This window comes from Stenotrophomonas sp. YJH_SMC_32 (genome assembly GCF_059369975.1).
This window is the reverse complement of sequence record NZ_JCAFTE010000003.1, coordinates 246,095-260,096: the sequence shown is the minus strand read 5'-3', so window position 1 is coordinate 260,096 and position 14,002 is coordinate 246,095. Positions and strand designations below refer to the sequence as shown.

General features: G+C 66.9%; 15 protein-coding genes. 14 read left to right on the top strand and 1 reads right to left on the bottom strand.

Translation table 11 applies throughout. The annotated features are described in order from the left end of the window. The first annotated feature begins 29 nt into the window (after positions 1–29). A complete protein-coding gene (locus AC5P7S_RS07250) occupies positions 30–1,865 on the top strand; it encodes a glycosyltransferase family 39 protein (RefSeq protein WP_095377033.1) in 1,836 nt (611 codons plus the stop codon). Between the two features lie 102 nt (positions 1,866–1,967). On the opposite strand, the gene AC5P7S_RS07245 is transcribed toward AC5P7S_RS07250, so the two are convergent. After that, positions 1,968–2,537, bottom strand: a complete 570-nt coding sequence (locus AC5P7S_RS07245; RefSeq protein WP_095377032.1) for a Maf family protein — start codon at positions 2,535–2,537, stop codon at positions 1,968–1,970. 113 nt (positions 2,538–2,650) lie between these two features. Here AC5P7S_RS07245 and AC5P7S_RS07240 point away from each other — a divergent pair, with 113 nt between their 5' ends. The 13 genes from AC5P7S_RS07240 to AC5P7S_RS07180 all read left to right on the top strand — a co-directional run bounded on the left by AC5P7S_RS07240 (position 2,651) and on the right by AC5P7S_RS07180 (position 13,910). Then, a complete protein-coding gene (locus tag AC5P7S_RS07240) occupies positions 2,651–3,160 on the top strand; it encodes a YceD family protein (RefSeq protein ID WP_005415504.1) in 510 nt (169 codons plus the stop codon). A gap of 107 nt (positions 3,161–3,267) precedes the next feature. Continuing rightward, a complete protein-coding gene (gene rpmF, locus AC5P7S_RS07235) occupies positions 3,268–3,462 on the top strand; it encodes a 50S ribosomal protein L32 (RefSeq protein WP_005408308.1) in 195 nt (64 codons plus the stop codon). A gap of 91 nt (positions 3,463–3,553) precedes the next feature. After that, positions 3,554–4,531: a beta-ketoacyl-ACP synthase III gene (locus AC5P7S_RS07230; RefSeq protein WP_014036188.1), complete on the top strand. Its 978-nt coding sequence runs from the start codon at positions 3,554–3,556 to the stop codon at positions 4,529–4,531. Positions 4,532–4,607: 76 nt separating this feature from the next. Next, the gene (locus AC5P7S_RS07225; protein WP_095377031.1) at positions 4,608–5,390 is read left to right on the top strand and encodes a BUD32 family EKC/KEOPS complex subunit; all 783 of its coding nucleotides are present in this window, start codon (positions 4,608–4,610) and stop codon (positions 5,388–5,390) included. Between the two features lie 171 nt (positions 5,391–5,561). Next, positions 5,562–6,506, top strand: coding sequence for an ACP S-malonyltransferase (gene fabD, locus AC5P7S_RS07220; protein WP_005415507.1), 945 nt, complete (start codon positions 5,562–5,564; stop codon positions 6,504–6,506). Positions 6,507–6,588: 82 nt separating this feature from the next. Then, entirely contained in the window at positions 6,589–7,332 is a 744-nt protein-coding gene (gene fabG, locus AC5P7S_RS07215) for a 3-oxoacyl-ACP reductase FabG (RefSeq protein ID WP_005408312.1), read from the top strand. 152 nt (positions 7,333–7,484) lie between these two features. After that, a complete protein-coding gene (gene acpP, locus AC5P7S_RS07210; protein ID WP_005415509.1) occupies positions 7,485–7,724 on the top strand; it encodes an acyl carrier protein in 240 nt (79 codons plus the stop codon). Between the two features lie 142 nt (positions 7,725–7,866). Beyond that, entirely contained in the window at positions 7,867–9,129 is a 1,263-nt protein-coding gene (gene fabF / locus AC5P7S_RS07205; RefSeq protein ID WP_005415510.1) for a beta-ketoacyl-ACP synthase II, read from the top strand. Positions 9,130–9,286: 157 nt separating this feature from the next. Continuing rightward, on the top strand, positions 9,287–10,651 hold the full coding sequence (locus AC5P7S_RS07200; protein WP_095377030.1) for an aminodeoxychorismate synthase component I: 1,365 nt from the start codon (positions 9,287–9,289) through the stop codon (positions 10,649–10,651). A gap of 232 nt (positions 10,652–10,883) precedes the next feature. Beyond that, positions 10,884–11,945, top strand: a complete 1,062-nt coding sequence (mltG, locus tag AC5P7S_RS07195; RefSeq protein ID WP_095377029.1) for an endolytic transglycosylase MltG — start codon at positions 10,884–10,886, stop codon at positions 11,943–11,945. After that, complete coding sequence (tmk, locus tag AC5P7S_RS07190) at positions 11,942–12,607, top strand: dTMP kinase (RefSeq protein ID WP_095377028.1); 666 nt, start codon at positions 11,942–11,944, stop codon at positions 12,605–12,607. The genes mltG and tmk overlap by 4 nt, the downstream gene beginning before the upstream one ends. Beyond that, the gene (locus AC5P7S_RS07185) at positions 12,604–13,560 is read left to right on the top strand and encodes a DNA polymerase III subunit delta' (protein WP_070490130.1); all 957 of its coding nucleotides are present in this window, start codon (positions 12,604–12,606) and stop codon (positions 13,558–13,560) included. Before tmk ends, AC5P7S_RS07185 begins: the two co-directional genes overlap by 4 nt. Further along, the gene (locus AC5P7S_RS07180; protein ID WP_005412452.1) at positions 13,557–13,910 is read left to right on the top strand and encodes a PilZ domain-containing protein; all 354 of its coding nucleotides are present in this window, start codon (positions 13,557–13,559) and stop codon (positions 13,908–13,910) included. The genes AC5P7S_RS07185 and AC5P7S_RS07180 overlap by 4 nt, the downstream gene beginning before the upstream one ends. Positions 13,911–14,002: the final 92 nt, after the last annotated feature.

The window sequence follows — 14,002 nt, the reverse complement described above, 5'->3', positions numbered from 1 at the left end:
CTGGAATCCACTCGATTATCCATAGAGCAATGCAAGGCGAACAGCGCGCGCGGACAATATTTCTCTGGTTATGGACGCTGATCACAGCGGCCAAGCTGGTGGTGGCTGCGCGCCTGCCGCTGTTCGTCGATGAGGCGTTCTATTGGCAGGAAGGCCAGCACCTGGCCGCTGCCTATTCCGACCTGCCGGGGCTGACCGCCTGGCTTGCACGCCTGGGCGTGGAGATCGGTGGCCATCACGTACTCGCACTGCGCCTGCCGTTCCTGGCCATCGGTGCGCTGCTGCCGTTGCTGGTGGTGCGCATCGCTACGCGCTGGTTCGGCAACGTGGCCGGTTGGCAGGCGGGCAGCCTGACGCTGCTGATGCCGTTGTCGGCCACGCTGGGCCTGCTGGCCGTGCCGGACGTACCGATGGCGCTGGCGGCGGTGATCTGCCTGCACGCAGGTGCACGCCTGCTGCACAGCGTGGACGCGTCCTCGGCGATGAAGCTGGCGCTGGGCCTGCTGATCGGTGCGCTCAGCCACTACCGTTTCATTGGTGTCATCGGTGTCGGCTTCATTGCGTTGCTGGCGTTGCCGCAGGGCCGTCGCATGCTGGCCGACCCGCGCGTATGGGTGGCGCTGGCGGTGGGCGTGCTGGCCTGGCTGCCGTTGCTGGCGTGGAATGCCGACAACCACGACGCCGGCCTGAAGTTCCAGGTGGTCGAGCGCCACCCGTGGACGTTCGAGTGGGATGGGCTGTGGTTCCTGGTGATCCAGCCGATGCTGGTGACGCCGATCCTGTGCATCGCGATGTGGAAGGTCGCCCTCGCGGGTACCCGCAGTGGCGGTGGGGCGCGGGTGCAGTGGCGCTATTTCGGCCTGGTGGGCGGGGTGTCGACGCTGGGCATCTTCCTGCTGGGCTTCTTCACCGATGTCGAGCGGATCAGTTTCCACTGGCCGCTGCCAGGCTACCTGGCGCTGCTGGTGGCCGTGCCGGTGGTCCTCAACGGTTGGCCGCGCTGGTTGCGCCGTACCGGCTGGTGGCTGGCCGCTGCAGGTACCGTGCTGGCGTTCGGCTACTACCTGATGGCGTCCACGCCGGCACTTCGCGAGCAGATGGCCGGCAGCAAGTACTACCCGCGCAACTTTGCCGGCTGGCAGCCACTGGCCGTGGCGGTGCGTGACGAACTGCGGCAGATGCCACCGGGTACGCGTGTCCTGGCGGGCAACTTCAAGGTCGGTGCCGAACTGGGCTTCCAGCTGGGCAATGGCGATATCGAGGTGTTGCCACATCCGCTCAACGACAAGCATGGGCGCACCGCACAGCTGGCGCAGTGGGACCTGCTGCACGAAGGCCCGCGCAGTGTGCCGATGCTGCTGGTGCTGTCACCCAGTGACCAGCGCTACCGCGACCTGCTGGCGCGCTATCACACCATCTGCGAGCAGGTGGGGCCGTTGCCGGCGCCACGCGTGGTCAGCAGCGATCATGGCTTCCAGCGGTTCCTGCTGTTCCGGCTGCCGGCCAAGCGTGCACAGGGGGCCTGCGTAACGCCCTCAATGGCTTGGCTGGATGCGCCGTCCAACGGTGAAAAGGTCTCCGGAACGCTCGCCATCAAGGGCTGGGCATTCAAGGATGGGGTCGGGCTGGCGCGGGTTGAAGTGCTGGTTGATGGCCGCTCGATCGGTGACGCGCGTTACGGGCGCGTGTTCGACATTCGCCCCGCCTGGCCGGACAGTACCGATCCGCAGCATCCGGCGGTGGGCTTCGACGCGTCGCTGGACACCACTACGCTGGCGCCGGGCCGGCACTGGCTCGGCCTGCGCCTGCACGGGCGCGATGGCAGCGTGGAGGCGTGGCAGGAGCAACCGTTCGAGGTTCGTTGAGGTCCTCTGGTCCTGTAGAGCCGAGCCGATGCCCGGCTGCGTCCGATTCAGATGGCAGGCAGCCTCGAAAAAAGCAGCCGAGCATGGGCTCGGCTCTACCGTTCACGGCACCGCGAATCCGGCCCTGCGCAGCAGGCCGCACAGCGCGATCAGTGGCAGGCCGACCAGCGCGGTCGGGTCGCGGTTGTCGATCGCCTCGAACAGGCTGATGCCCAGGCCCTCGCACTTGAAGCTGCCGGCGCAGTCCAGTGGCTGCTCGGTGGCGACGTAGCGGGCGATCTCCTGCGAGTCCAGCGCGCGGAAGTGCACTTCGGTCAGATCCAGGGCGGCGAGGGATTCTCCATCCCGTCTGAGACTGATTGCCGTGTGAAAGCGTACCGTCTGCCCGGACATCGCCACCAGCTGCGCATAGGCCGCCTCGACCGTGCCAGGCTTGCCCAGCGGCTGGCCGTTCAGGTCGGCCACCTGGTCCGAGCCGATCACCCAGGCACCCGGATGGCGCGCGGCGACATCGGCCGCCTTGGCGGCGGCCAGGCGCGTGGCCAGGGCCATCGGGCCCTCGCCGTTCAACGGTGTTTCATCCACCTCCGGGCGTGCGCAGTCGAAGGGCAGGCCCAGCCGTTGCAGCAGTTCGCGACGGTAGCGGGAGGTGGAGGCCAGGACCAGTGACATGCGAGAATACCGAGGCAGGGCGCGGCAGTCTGGCCCGCCGGCAACGCCAGCAGCAAGTCCTGTATGGCGGGCATTTGACAGCGGGCGGTGCGATCCTTAGTATTCAGCGGCTTATGTCCGCGAACGTGCCCGAAACGCTGGATGCCTGGCGGATGGTTGTAGCGCGAAGGCGCTTCGACGGTCAGGTCTCCCTGGCTGAATTGACCCGCCTGCAGGGGTTGGTCGCAGATACCGACGGCGAGTGTGTCTACTCGCTTGAATTCGGTCGCGACGACGTCTTGCGGGTATCCTATGTGGAACTGACCATCGACACCGCGTTGCCGCTGACGTGTCAGCGCAGCATGCAGCGATTCCTGTTGCCGGTGAAGGTGACCCAGAGGCTTGGCCTGATCCGCGACGAGGACGAGGAATCGTCCCTGCCGGAGGAGTACGAGGCGTTGCTGGTGCCGGAAGACGGCCAGCTGCGTCCGCTGGACCTGGTCGAGGACGAGTTGGTGCTGGCGGTGCCTGTGGTGCCGCTGTCGCCCGACGGTGAGGCAGTCGATCAGGACTGGGCACCGAGCGAAGAAGAAACAAAGAAGGCCAACCCGTTTGCGGCGTTGGCGGCATTGAAGAAACAATAGCAGCCGGTTGTCGTCGGCGGCTGCGGCGAAAGCGAAAAGTGTGCTGGGCGCTGGCGTCCTGTGCGACGAAACGACGAAGCAAAACGAACCGAGTTTGGAGCAATCCCATGGCTGTCCAGAAATCCCGTGTTACCCCGTCCCGCCGCGGCCAGCGCCGTTCGCATGACGCCCTGAGCGCCAAGCAGCTGTCGACCGACCCGACCACCGGCGAAGTGCATCTGCGTCACCACATCACTGCCGATGGTTTCTACCGCGGCAAGAAGGTCATCCAGACCAAGACCTCGGCCGTCGAAGAAGATTGATGTGCCGGGAAGGCCGCTGCCTCCGGGCAGCGGCCTTTGCCTTCTTTCCCGGGCGTGCCGGTGATCGGTGGCCCGCGCAACAGGAAACATGATGAGCAAGCGGATCTATTCGAGGATCGCGGGCACCGGTAGCTATTTGCCGGAGAAAGTCCTGACCAATGCCGACCTGGAAAAAATGGTCGAAACCTCGGATGAGTGGATCCAGTCGCGCACCGGAATTCGTGAACGGCACATCGCGGCCGAAGGCGAAACCACCAGCGACCTTGGCTACAACGCCGCCCTGCGCGCGCTTGAAGCCGCAGGCATCGATGCCTCGCAGCTCGACATGATCGTGGTCGGCACGACCACCCCTGACCTTATTTTCCCGTCCACCGCGTGCCTGATCCAGGCCAAGCTTGGTGTGGCCGGGTGCCCCGCCTTCGACGTCAACGCAGCCTGTTCCGGCTTCGTGTTCGCGCTGGGCGTGGCCGACAAATTCATCCGCTCCGGCGACTGCAAGCACGTGCTGGTGATCGGCACCGAAACGTTGACCCGCATGGTCGACTGGAACGATCGCACCACCTGCGTGCTGTTCGGTGATGGCGCCGGCGCCGTCGTGCTCAAGGCCGACGAAGAAACCGGCATCCTCAGCACCCACCTGCATGCCGATGGCAGCAAGAAGGAACTGCTGTGGAACCCGGTTGGCGTCTCGAGCGGTTTCAAGGACGGCGCCAACGGTGGTGGCACCATCAACATGAAGGGCAACGACGTGTTCAAGTACGCCGTCAAGGCGCTGGACTCGGTCGTGGACGAGACCCTGGCCGCCAACGGCCTGGACAAGTCCGACCTGGATTGGCTGATTCCGCACCAGGCCAACCTGCGCATCATCGAAGCCACCGCCAAGCGCCTGGACATGTCGATGGACCAGGTCGTGGTGACCGTCGACAAGCACGGCAACACCTCGTCCGGTTCAGTGCCGCTGGCGCTCGATGCCGCCGTGCGGTCGGGCAGGGTCGAGCGCGGCCAGCTGCTGCTGCTGGAAGCCTTCGGCGGTGGCTTCACGTGGGGTTCGGCCCTGCTGCGCTATTGATAGTGCAAGTTACGACAATGTGAAGTCTTGTCGTTACGGCCCTTCGGGGCCGTAACGCGTTTAAGGAGGACCTGTCATGGTTGAGCCCATCGTCATCGAAGGGCAACGTGCCTGGCTGAAGCAGTACGGCAAGGGAAGCCGGGCGCTGGCCCTGGGCCTGCTCAATTTTGTTGCCCGTCGTTTCCATCTCGACGCCCTGCGCCCGCCGCCGCACCGTGGCGGCGACGCCGCGCGCGAAACCGAGGCCCGCCGCCTTGCAGAGCTGCAGGCGCAAGGCGTGAACGTGCCGGACGTGCTGGGCACCGGCCATGCCGCGCTGGTGATCGGCGACAACGGCAGCTCGTTCAATACCTGCCTGCGTGAAGCGGATGAGGCCGGTCGTGATCGGCTGGTGATGGCGGCGATGCAGGCCATTGCCCAAGCGCATGCGCGCGGCGCCTATTTCGGCCAGCCGTTGCCGCGCAATCTCACCTGGGATGGGCAGCAGGTCGGCTTCATCGATTTCGAGGAAGATCCGCTGGAAGTGATGGACCTGTCCGAAGCGCAGGCCCGCGACTGGCTGATGTTCGGTTATGGCGTGGCCAAGTACTACGCTGATCGCCCTGAACATCTGCAGGCGATGATGGCCGAGGCGATGGGCGAGGTCCAGGCGCCGGTGCGCGAGCACGTGCATGCGGTCAGTGGCCGCCTGCGCAGCCTGGCCAGGGTCTGCATGAAGCTGGGCCGCTCAGCACGCGCGCTGGCCCATTCGATCTTCATCACCCACGGTGCCAGCACTGCTGGCGTGCTGTTGCTGGTGGGCCTGTGCGTGGATTTCCTCGCCGACGGCGATCTGGACGTGCTGCAGCTGTTCTGCTGATGGCTGATCGGGGTCAGATCCCTTTTCCTGCGGAAAAGGGATCTGACCCCATTGCGACCCCATTGCGCTTGCCCGGCCGCCCTCCATACGCCTGCATACGCGCACGTACAGACGACACAGCGGATTCCCCCTTATCATGGCCCGCTTCGATTGCAGCAAGCGGATGACCGCGTGACCGTATCCACCCTCGCTTTTGTCTTCCCCGGCCAGGGCTCGCAGTCTGTGGGCATGGTGGCCGAGCTGGCCGAACTGCACCCGCAGGTGCGTGAAGCCTTCACCGAGGCATCCGATGGTGCCGGCGTCGACCTGTGGGCGCTGTCCCAGGGTGGCCCGGAGGAAATGCTCAACCGTACCGAATACACCCAGCCGGCCCTGTTGGCCGCAAGCATTGGTGTGTGGCGCGCCTGGAACGCCGTGGGCGGTCCGCGCCCGTCGGTGCTGTCCGGCCACAGTCTGGGCGAGTACACCGCCCTGGTTGCCGCCGGCGCGCTGAGCCTGCATGACGGCGCGCACCTGGTGCGCCTGCGTGGCCAGCTGATGCAGGAAGCGGCACCGGCCGGTGTCGGTGCCATGGCCGCCGTGCTCGGTGCCGAAGACCAGCTGGTGCTGGATGTCTGCGCCGAAGCCGCAGGCAGCCAGGTGGTGGTGCCGGCCAACTTCAATTCGCCGGGCCAGATCGTGATCGGTGGCGACGCCGACGCGGTCGACCGTGCGCTGGCGCTGCTGGCCGAGAAGGGCGTGCGCAAGGCGGTCAAGCTGGCCGTCAGCGTACCCTCGCACACCCCGTTGATGCGCGAAGCCGCCAACCGGCTGGCCGAAGTGATGGCCGGCCTGTCCTGGCAGGCGCCGCAGCTGCCGGTGGTGCAGAACGTCGATGCCCAGGTGCACGACGGCGTGGACGCCATCCGCACCGCGCTGGTCCAGCAGCTGTACCAGCCGGTGCAGTGGACCGGTTGCGTGCAGGCGCTGGCCGCCCGTGGCATCACCCAGATCGCCGAGTGCGGCCCAGGCAAGGTGCTGACCGGCCTGGTCAAGCGCATCGACAAGGCCATCGACGGCCGTCCTCTGGCCACGCCGGGCGACTTTGAAGCCGCCCGCGAGGCATGGTCGGCCTGACCTTCCCTGTTTCCTGCCGACCGTACCGGTGGCCGCTGCAAGCGGCACGGTGCGGCGGCCGCTCCCGTCTGAGGAAAACAACATGAGCAAGCCCCTGCAGGGTGAAATCGCACTGGTCACCGGTGCCAGCCGTGGCATTGGTGCCGCCATCGCCGATCTGCTGGCCGCCCAGGGCGCCACCGTCATCGGCACCGCCACCACCGAATCCGGCGCCGCCGCGATCGGTGAGCGCCTGGCCGCCCACGGCGGTCACGGCCGCGCGCTGAACGTCACCGACGCCGCTGCGCTGGACAGCGTGCTCGATGGCATCGCCAAGGAATTCGGCCCGATCTCGATCCTGGTCAACAATGCCGGCATCACCCGCGACAACCTGCTGATGCGCATGAAGGACGAGGACTGGGCGTCGATCATCGACACCAACCTGACCAGCGTGTTCCGCACCAGCAAGGCGGTGATGCGCGGCATGATGAAGGCGCGCAAGGGCCGCATCATCAACATCGCATCGGTGGTGGGCGTGACCGGCAACGCCGGCCAGGCCAACTACGCGGCCGCCAAGGCCGGCATCATCGGCTTCAGCAAGTCGCTGGCCAAGGAAATCGGCTCGCGCGGCGTCACCGTCAATGTTGTCGCACCCGGCTTCATCGACACCGACATGACCAAGGCGTTGCCGGAAGAAGCGCGTACCGCGCTGATCAACGACATCGCCCTCGAACGCCTGGGTTCGCCGGAGGACATCGCCCATGCGGTGGCGTTCCTGGCCAGCCCGGCTGCCGGTTACATCACCGGCGAAACCCTCCATGTGAACGGCGGCATGTACATGCCGTAAGCAAGGGGCGCAGGGATTGCGCCGCAAGTGGTTGATCTGCGGAGGTTTTTGCTGCAATGCAAGGCCGCGCCGGTTTCCACTACACTATCCCACGGCCATCGCCCTTGATGGCGACCACTTTTGAACCACAACTCCATCTGGAGCGAGATCCCATGAGCACCATCGAAGAACGCGTCAAGAAAATCGTCGTCGAACAGCTTGGCGTCAAGGAAGAAGAAGTCACCAACAGCGCATCGTTCGTCGATGACCTGGGCGCTGACTCGCTGGACACCGTCGAGCTGGTGATGGCCCTGGAAGAAGAATTCGAGTGCGAGATCCCGGACGAAGAAGCCGAGAAGATCAGCACCGTGCAGGCCGCCATCGACTACATCAAGGCCCACGTCAAGGCCTGATGTCAGACGGCAGTGCGCGCGCGGGTCTCCGCTCGCCGCGCACCGCACCCCATGGGGCCGCAGTTGCGGCCCCGTGTGTTTGAGCATCACACCGAAGCAAACCGTGTTACCCGATTGAACCTTCGGGTCAGGAGAATCAGCAATGAAGCGTCGCGTCGTCGTAACCGGCCTGGGTATCGTCTCGCCGTTGGGCAATGATCTGGCCAGCAGCTGGGAAGGCATCACCCACGGTCGTTCGGGCATCGGTCCGCTGACCAACGTTGCCGATGCCTACCTGGACCGGTTCACCACCAAGATTGCAGGTGAGGTCAAGGGCTTTGACATCACCGCCGACAACGAACTGTTCGGCAAGTACCGGGTCAGCGGCAAGGATGCCAAGAAGATGGACCCGTTCATCCATTACGGCCTCGGTGCCTCGTTCATGGCCCTGCATGACTCGGGCCTGGAGATCACCGACGCCAATGCCGAGCGCATCGGCGCCATCGTCGGCGCCGGCATCGGCGGCCTGCTCGGCATCGAAGAGCAGACCATCGAGTTCCACGAGGGCAAGAAGATCTCGCCCTTCTACGTGCCCAAGACCATCATCAACATGCTGCCGGGCCAGCTGAGCATCATCACCGGCCTGAAGGGCCCGTCGTTCTCGGCGGTGTCGGCGTGCGCGACCTCGAACCACTCGATCGGCACCGCGATGCGCATGATCCAGTACGGCGACGCCGACGTGATGGTAGTCGGTGGTGCCGAGCGTGGCTCGTCGCCGACCGCCCTGGGTGGCTTCTGCGCGATGAAGGCCATGAGCACCCGCAACGACGCTCCGGAACAGGCCTCGCGCCCGTGGGACAAGGACCGTGACGGCTTCGTGCTGGGCGACGGCGCCGGCATCCTGATCCTGGAAGAGTACGAACACGCCAAGGCGCGTGGCGCGAAGATCTACTGCGAACTGGCCGGCTTCGGCGCCAGCTCCGACGCGTACCACATGACCGCCCCGAGCGAGAACGGCGAAGGCGCCGCCCGCTGCATGGTCATGGCGATGAAGGACGCTGGTGTGACCCCGGAACAGGTCGGCTACCTCAACGCGCACGGCACCTCCACGCCGCTGGGCGACCTGGGCGAGACCATGGCGATGAAGACCGCCTTCGGCGACCACGCCTACAAGATGATGGTCAGCTCCACCAAGTCGATGACCGGCCACCTGCTGGGCGCGGCCGGCGGCGTGGAAGCGATCTTCTCGGTGATGGCGCTGCAGGACAACGTCATTCCGCCGACCATCAACCTGCAGCAGCCGGGCGAAGGCTGCGACCTGGACTACGTGCCCAACGAAGCACGCCAGGCCAAGGTTGACGTGGTGATGTCCAATGGCTTCGGCTTCGGCGGCACCAACGGCACGCTGATCTTCAAGCGCGTCTGACCGGCATTTCGACGTCGCGCCATGCTCGGCGTCGCATTGGTAGAGTCGACTGTCAGTCGACTCTACCTATCGGCAATCCGACAAACGGATCAACGCCGTGCACCACGGAGCCGCCGCAAGGCGGCTTCCGTGCATCTGAATCCCTGAACTGGCCATCATGACCCACGCACCGCTGATCCACCCGCTGCCGCACCCGATCGATCTGCTGGCCCTGCAGCATCATGACCCGGCGCGCTTCCCGCTGCTGATGGAATCCACCGCCTCGGGCACCGCCCAGGGCCGCTGGAGCCTGCTGTTGGCCGCGCAGGGCGACTGCCTGCGGCTGGATGCCGATGGCCAGGTGCGCGACCAGCACGACGCGGTACACGCCGGCAGCTTCCTGCAGGTGCTGGACCGTGCCTGGCAGCACGAACGCCTGCCGCACGACGGCAGCCACAGCCTGCCGTTCCGTGGCGGCTGGGCGTTGATGCTCGATTACGAAGTGGCCAGCCAGATTGAACCGGTGCTGCCGGCGCGCGCGCGCGAGGACGGCCGCCCGACCGCGCTGGCGCTGCGCTGCCCGGCTGCGGTGCTGCACGACCACCAGAACGACGCCAGCTTCGTCATCGCCGAAGCCGGTGAGCAGGCCCTGCTGGAGGCGCTGGTGACCATGGCGTCGCAGGCACTGCCGGAGGCCGGGCAGGGCTGGCAGCCGCCGCAGTCGGTGGGCGAGGATGCGCCACAGCGCTTCACCGACGGCGTGCGCCGGGTGATCGACTACCTGCGTGCCGGCGATGTGTTCCAGGTGAACCTGTCGCGGCGCTGGAGCGCGCAGTTCGCTGCGCCGGTCCAGCCGCAGGCGCTGTACGCGCAGCTGCGTCGTGCCAACCCGGCACCGTTCGCCGGCCTGTTCAGCGCGCACGGTCGCCATGTGGTCAGTTCCTCGCCGGAGCGGCTGGTGTCGGTGCATGCCGGCCACGCGCAGACCCGACCGATTGCCGGCACGCGTCCGCGCTTCGAGGGGGACGATGATGCCGCGCGCATCCGGGAGCTGGTCGGCCACCCCAAGGAGCGTGCTGAGCACGTGATGCTGATCGACCTGGAACGCAACGACCTGGGCCGCATCTGCCTGCCCGGCACCGTGGTGGTCGATGAGCTGATGACGGTGGAGAGCTACGCCCATGTGCACCACATCGTCAGCAATGTCAGCGGCCACCTGCGCCCGGAGGTCACGCCCGGCGAGGTGATCGCCGCCACGTTCCCGGGTGGCACCATCACCGGCTGCCCCAAGGTGCGATGCATGCAGATCATCAGCGAACTGGAGCAGGTGCCGCGCGGTGCCTACACCGGTGCGTTCGGCTGGCTGAACCGCGATGGCGACCTGGACCTGAACATCCTGATCCGTACCGCCGAAGTGGATGGCCACGAGGTGAGCTTCCGCACCGGCGCCGGCATCGTGGTCGATTCGGACCCGGACAAGGAACTGGACGAGACCCGCGCCAAGGCCCGCGGCCTGTTGCGCGCGCTCGGCCAGCAGGGGTAGTGCCGGCCGCTGGCCGGCAACGCCATTCCCCCACGGTGGGTGCCGACCGTTGGTCGGCACGGAGTCCTCCATGGCCATTCATCCACGCATGGCGTGGATCTACTGATCGCCGCGCCAGGCATGGATTGTGGTGGGTGCCGACCGTTGGTCGGCACGCAGGCGCCACCCCGGTCATGACCCCAATCCACCGGCACGGTATCCTGCACGACGGAATCGAGTTCAGAGGTAGTCCATGGCGGGAGCCAAGCGCGGATGTCTGTTCGTGGTAACGCTGGTGGTGGTGCTGGGCGCCGTCGTGGCCGGCGCGGGCGCGTGGTTCTTCTACCAGCAGACCCGGTTCGCCGATGCCCCGATCACCCCGACCGCCGAGAGCGTGGTCATCGCCAGCGGCGATGGCATGAACAGCGTGCTGCGCAAGCTGCGCGATGCCGGCGTGGACGAGGGCCAGGACACCCAGTGGCAGTTGCTGGCGCGCCAGCTCGATGCGGCCGGCAAGCTGAAGGTGGGCGAGTACGCGCTCAGTGACGAGCTGACCCCGCGCGAGCTGCTGCTGCGCATGCGCGCCGGCAAGGTGCTGCAGCACCGGGTCACGATTGTCGAGGGCTGGAACATCCGCCAGCTGCGTGCCGCGCTCAAGCGCGCCGAGCCGCTGCTGCACACCACCGATACCCTGGATGACGCCGCGTTGATGCAGCGCCTCGGATTCGGTGGCCAGCATCCGGAAGGCCGCTTCCTGCCGGAGACCTACGTCTACCAGCGCGGCGACAGTGATCTGGACGTGCTCAAGCGCGCCCACGCCGCAATGGAAAAGGCGCTGGACGAAGCCTGGGAAAGCCGCGCACCGGACCTGCCGATCAACACGCCTTACGAACTGCTGACGCTGGCCTCGATCATCGAAAAGGAAACCGCGCTGGCCAGCGAGCGCCCGCAGATTGCCGGCGTGTTCATGCGCCGCCTGAAGATCGGCATGCGCCTGCAGACCGACCCGACCGTGATCTATGGCCTCGGTGCTGCGTATGACGGCAACATCCGCCGTCGCGACCTGACTACCGATACGCCCTACAACACCTACACCCGTGCCGGCCTGACGCCGACCCCGATCGCGATGCCTAGCCGTGATGCGCTGATGGCGGCCGCGCAACCCGCGGCGGGCGACGCGCTGTACTTCGTCGCCGTGGGCGATGGCAGCGGCGCGCACGTGTTCTCGCCCAGCCTGGACCAGCACAACGCGGCCGTAGCCCGCTACCTGCAGCAGCTGCGCCAGCAACGTACCCAGGAGACCCCGGCGCAATGAGTCCCGCGCTGCTTCGCCACCCGCGTTTCGTCAGCCTGGAAGGCGGCGAAGGCGCGGGCAAGACCACCGCCATCAATGCCATCCGTGACTGCCTGCGCAGCCACGGCCACGAGGTGGTGCTGACCCGCGAGCCGGGCGGTACGCCCCTGGCCGAGCGCATCCGCGGCCTGGTGCTGAAGCCCGATGCCGAGATCGCTGCCGAACCGCTCAGCGCCGAAGCCGAGTTGCTGCTGGTGTTCGCCGCACGCGCCCAGCATGTGCGCCAGGTGATCCGGCCGGCGCTGCAGCGCGGCGCCTATGTGCTGAGCGATCGCTTCACCGATTCCAGCTACGCCTATCAGGGCGGTGGCCGTGGCCTCGACCCGCAGTGGATTGCCGACCTGGAGCGCCGCGCGGTCGGCCTGCTGCCGGGCCTGACCCTGCTGCTGGATGTGGACGTGGCCGTCGGCCGCGCCCGCGCCAACGGCCGCGACCTGTGGCCGGACCGCATCGAGAGCGAGCAGGACGATTTCTTCCAGCGCGTGCGCGAAGTGTTCCGCAGCCGCGCACAGCAGGATCTGCAGCGCTTCGCATTGATTGATGCGGGCCAGGAGCAGGCGCGCGTGGCCGCCGATGTGGTCGCGCGTGTCGAGCGCTGGCTGCGGGACGGGGAGGGCGCATGAGCACGTTTTCGCCCTGGCAGCAGCGCGCGTTCGAACAGACGGTGGCCGCGCTCGACGCCGGTCGCCTCGGTCATGGCCTGCTGATCTGCGGTCCGGCCGGGCTGGGCAAGCATGAGGTGGCGCTGGCGCTGGCCGACCACGTGCTGGCGCAGGGCGATGCAGCCCACGCCACGCGCACGCGCCAGCTGATCGCGGCGGGCACGCACCCGGACCTGCAGCTGGTCAGCTTCATTCCGAACAAGAGCGGCGACAAGCTGCGTACCGAGATCGTCATCGAGCAGATGCGCGAGATCACCGACAAGCTGGCGCTGACCCCGCAGTACGGCGTGGCGCAGGTGGTGATCGTCGACCCGGCCGATGCGATCAACCGCTCGGCGGCCAACGCGCTGCTGAAAACCCTGGAAGAGCCGCAGCCCGGCCGCTACCTGTGGTTGATCAGCAGCGACCCGGCACGCTTGCCGCAGACCATCCGCAGCCGCTGCCAGCGCCTGGAATTCAAGTTGCCGCCGCAGCACGAAGCACTGGCCTGGCTGCAGCAGCAGGGCCACAGCGAAGCATCGGCGCGCGAAGCGCTGGACGCGGCGCGCGGCCACCCCGGCCAGGCCGACAACTGGCTGCGCGAAGACGGCCTGAGCCTGCGCCGCGAAGTCGGCCGCGAGCTGGAACAGCTGGCGGCCGGCAAGACCGGCGCGGTGGAGCTGGCGCAGAAGTGGTGCGGCGACGACAACGCGGCGCTGCGCCTGCGCTTTGCCGCCGACCTGGCGCTGGCCCAGGCCAGCACCGATGCCTTGACCACGCCGGAGCGATTGCACAAGCTTGCAGCCTGGTTCGATGCGGCCAACCGCACCCGCGACCTGCTGCGCACCACGGTGCGTGCAGACCTCGCGGTGGTCGAGTTGCTGCTGGCCTGGAACAAGGTGAACGAGCGGCCTGCCGCAAGGGGAAATCGATGAGTGCCAGCAACGCCCGCCAGGGCATCCTGTCCCTGGCTGTGAAGGACAAAGCCGCGCTGTACAGCGCGTACATGCCGTTCGTGAAGAATGGCGGCATCTTCGTGCCCACGCCGAAGCGCTACTTCCTGGGCGACGAGGTGTTCCTGCTGCTGACGCTGCCCGATTCCAGCGAGCGTCTGCCGGTGGCCGGCAAGGTGATCTGGGTGACCCCGGCCGGCGCGCAGGGCAACCGCACCGCCGGCATCGGCGTGCAGCTGGCCGACGGTGCCGAAGGCGAGGGCGTGCGCCACAAGATCGAGACCCTGCTGGCCGGGCTGACCGGTTCGGACAAACCGACCCATACGATGTGATTCCGGTAGCGTCGGGTCATGCCCGGCTGCGTGCCCCGAAATGCCCGTGAACACGACTGTGAAAAACTGTTGACGGCCTCTGAAAAGCCCCT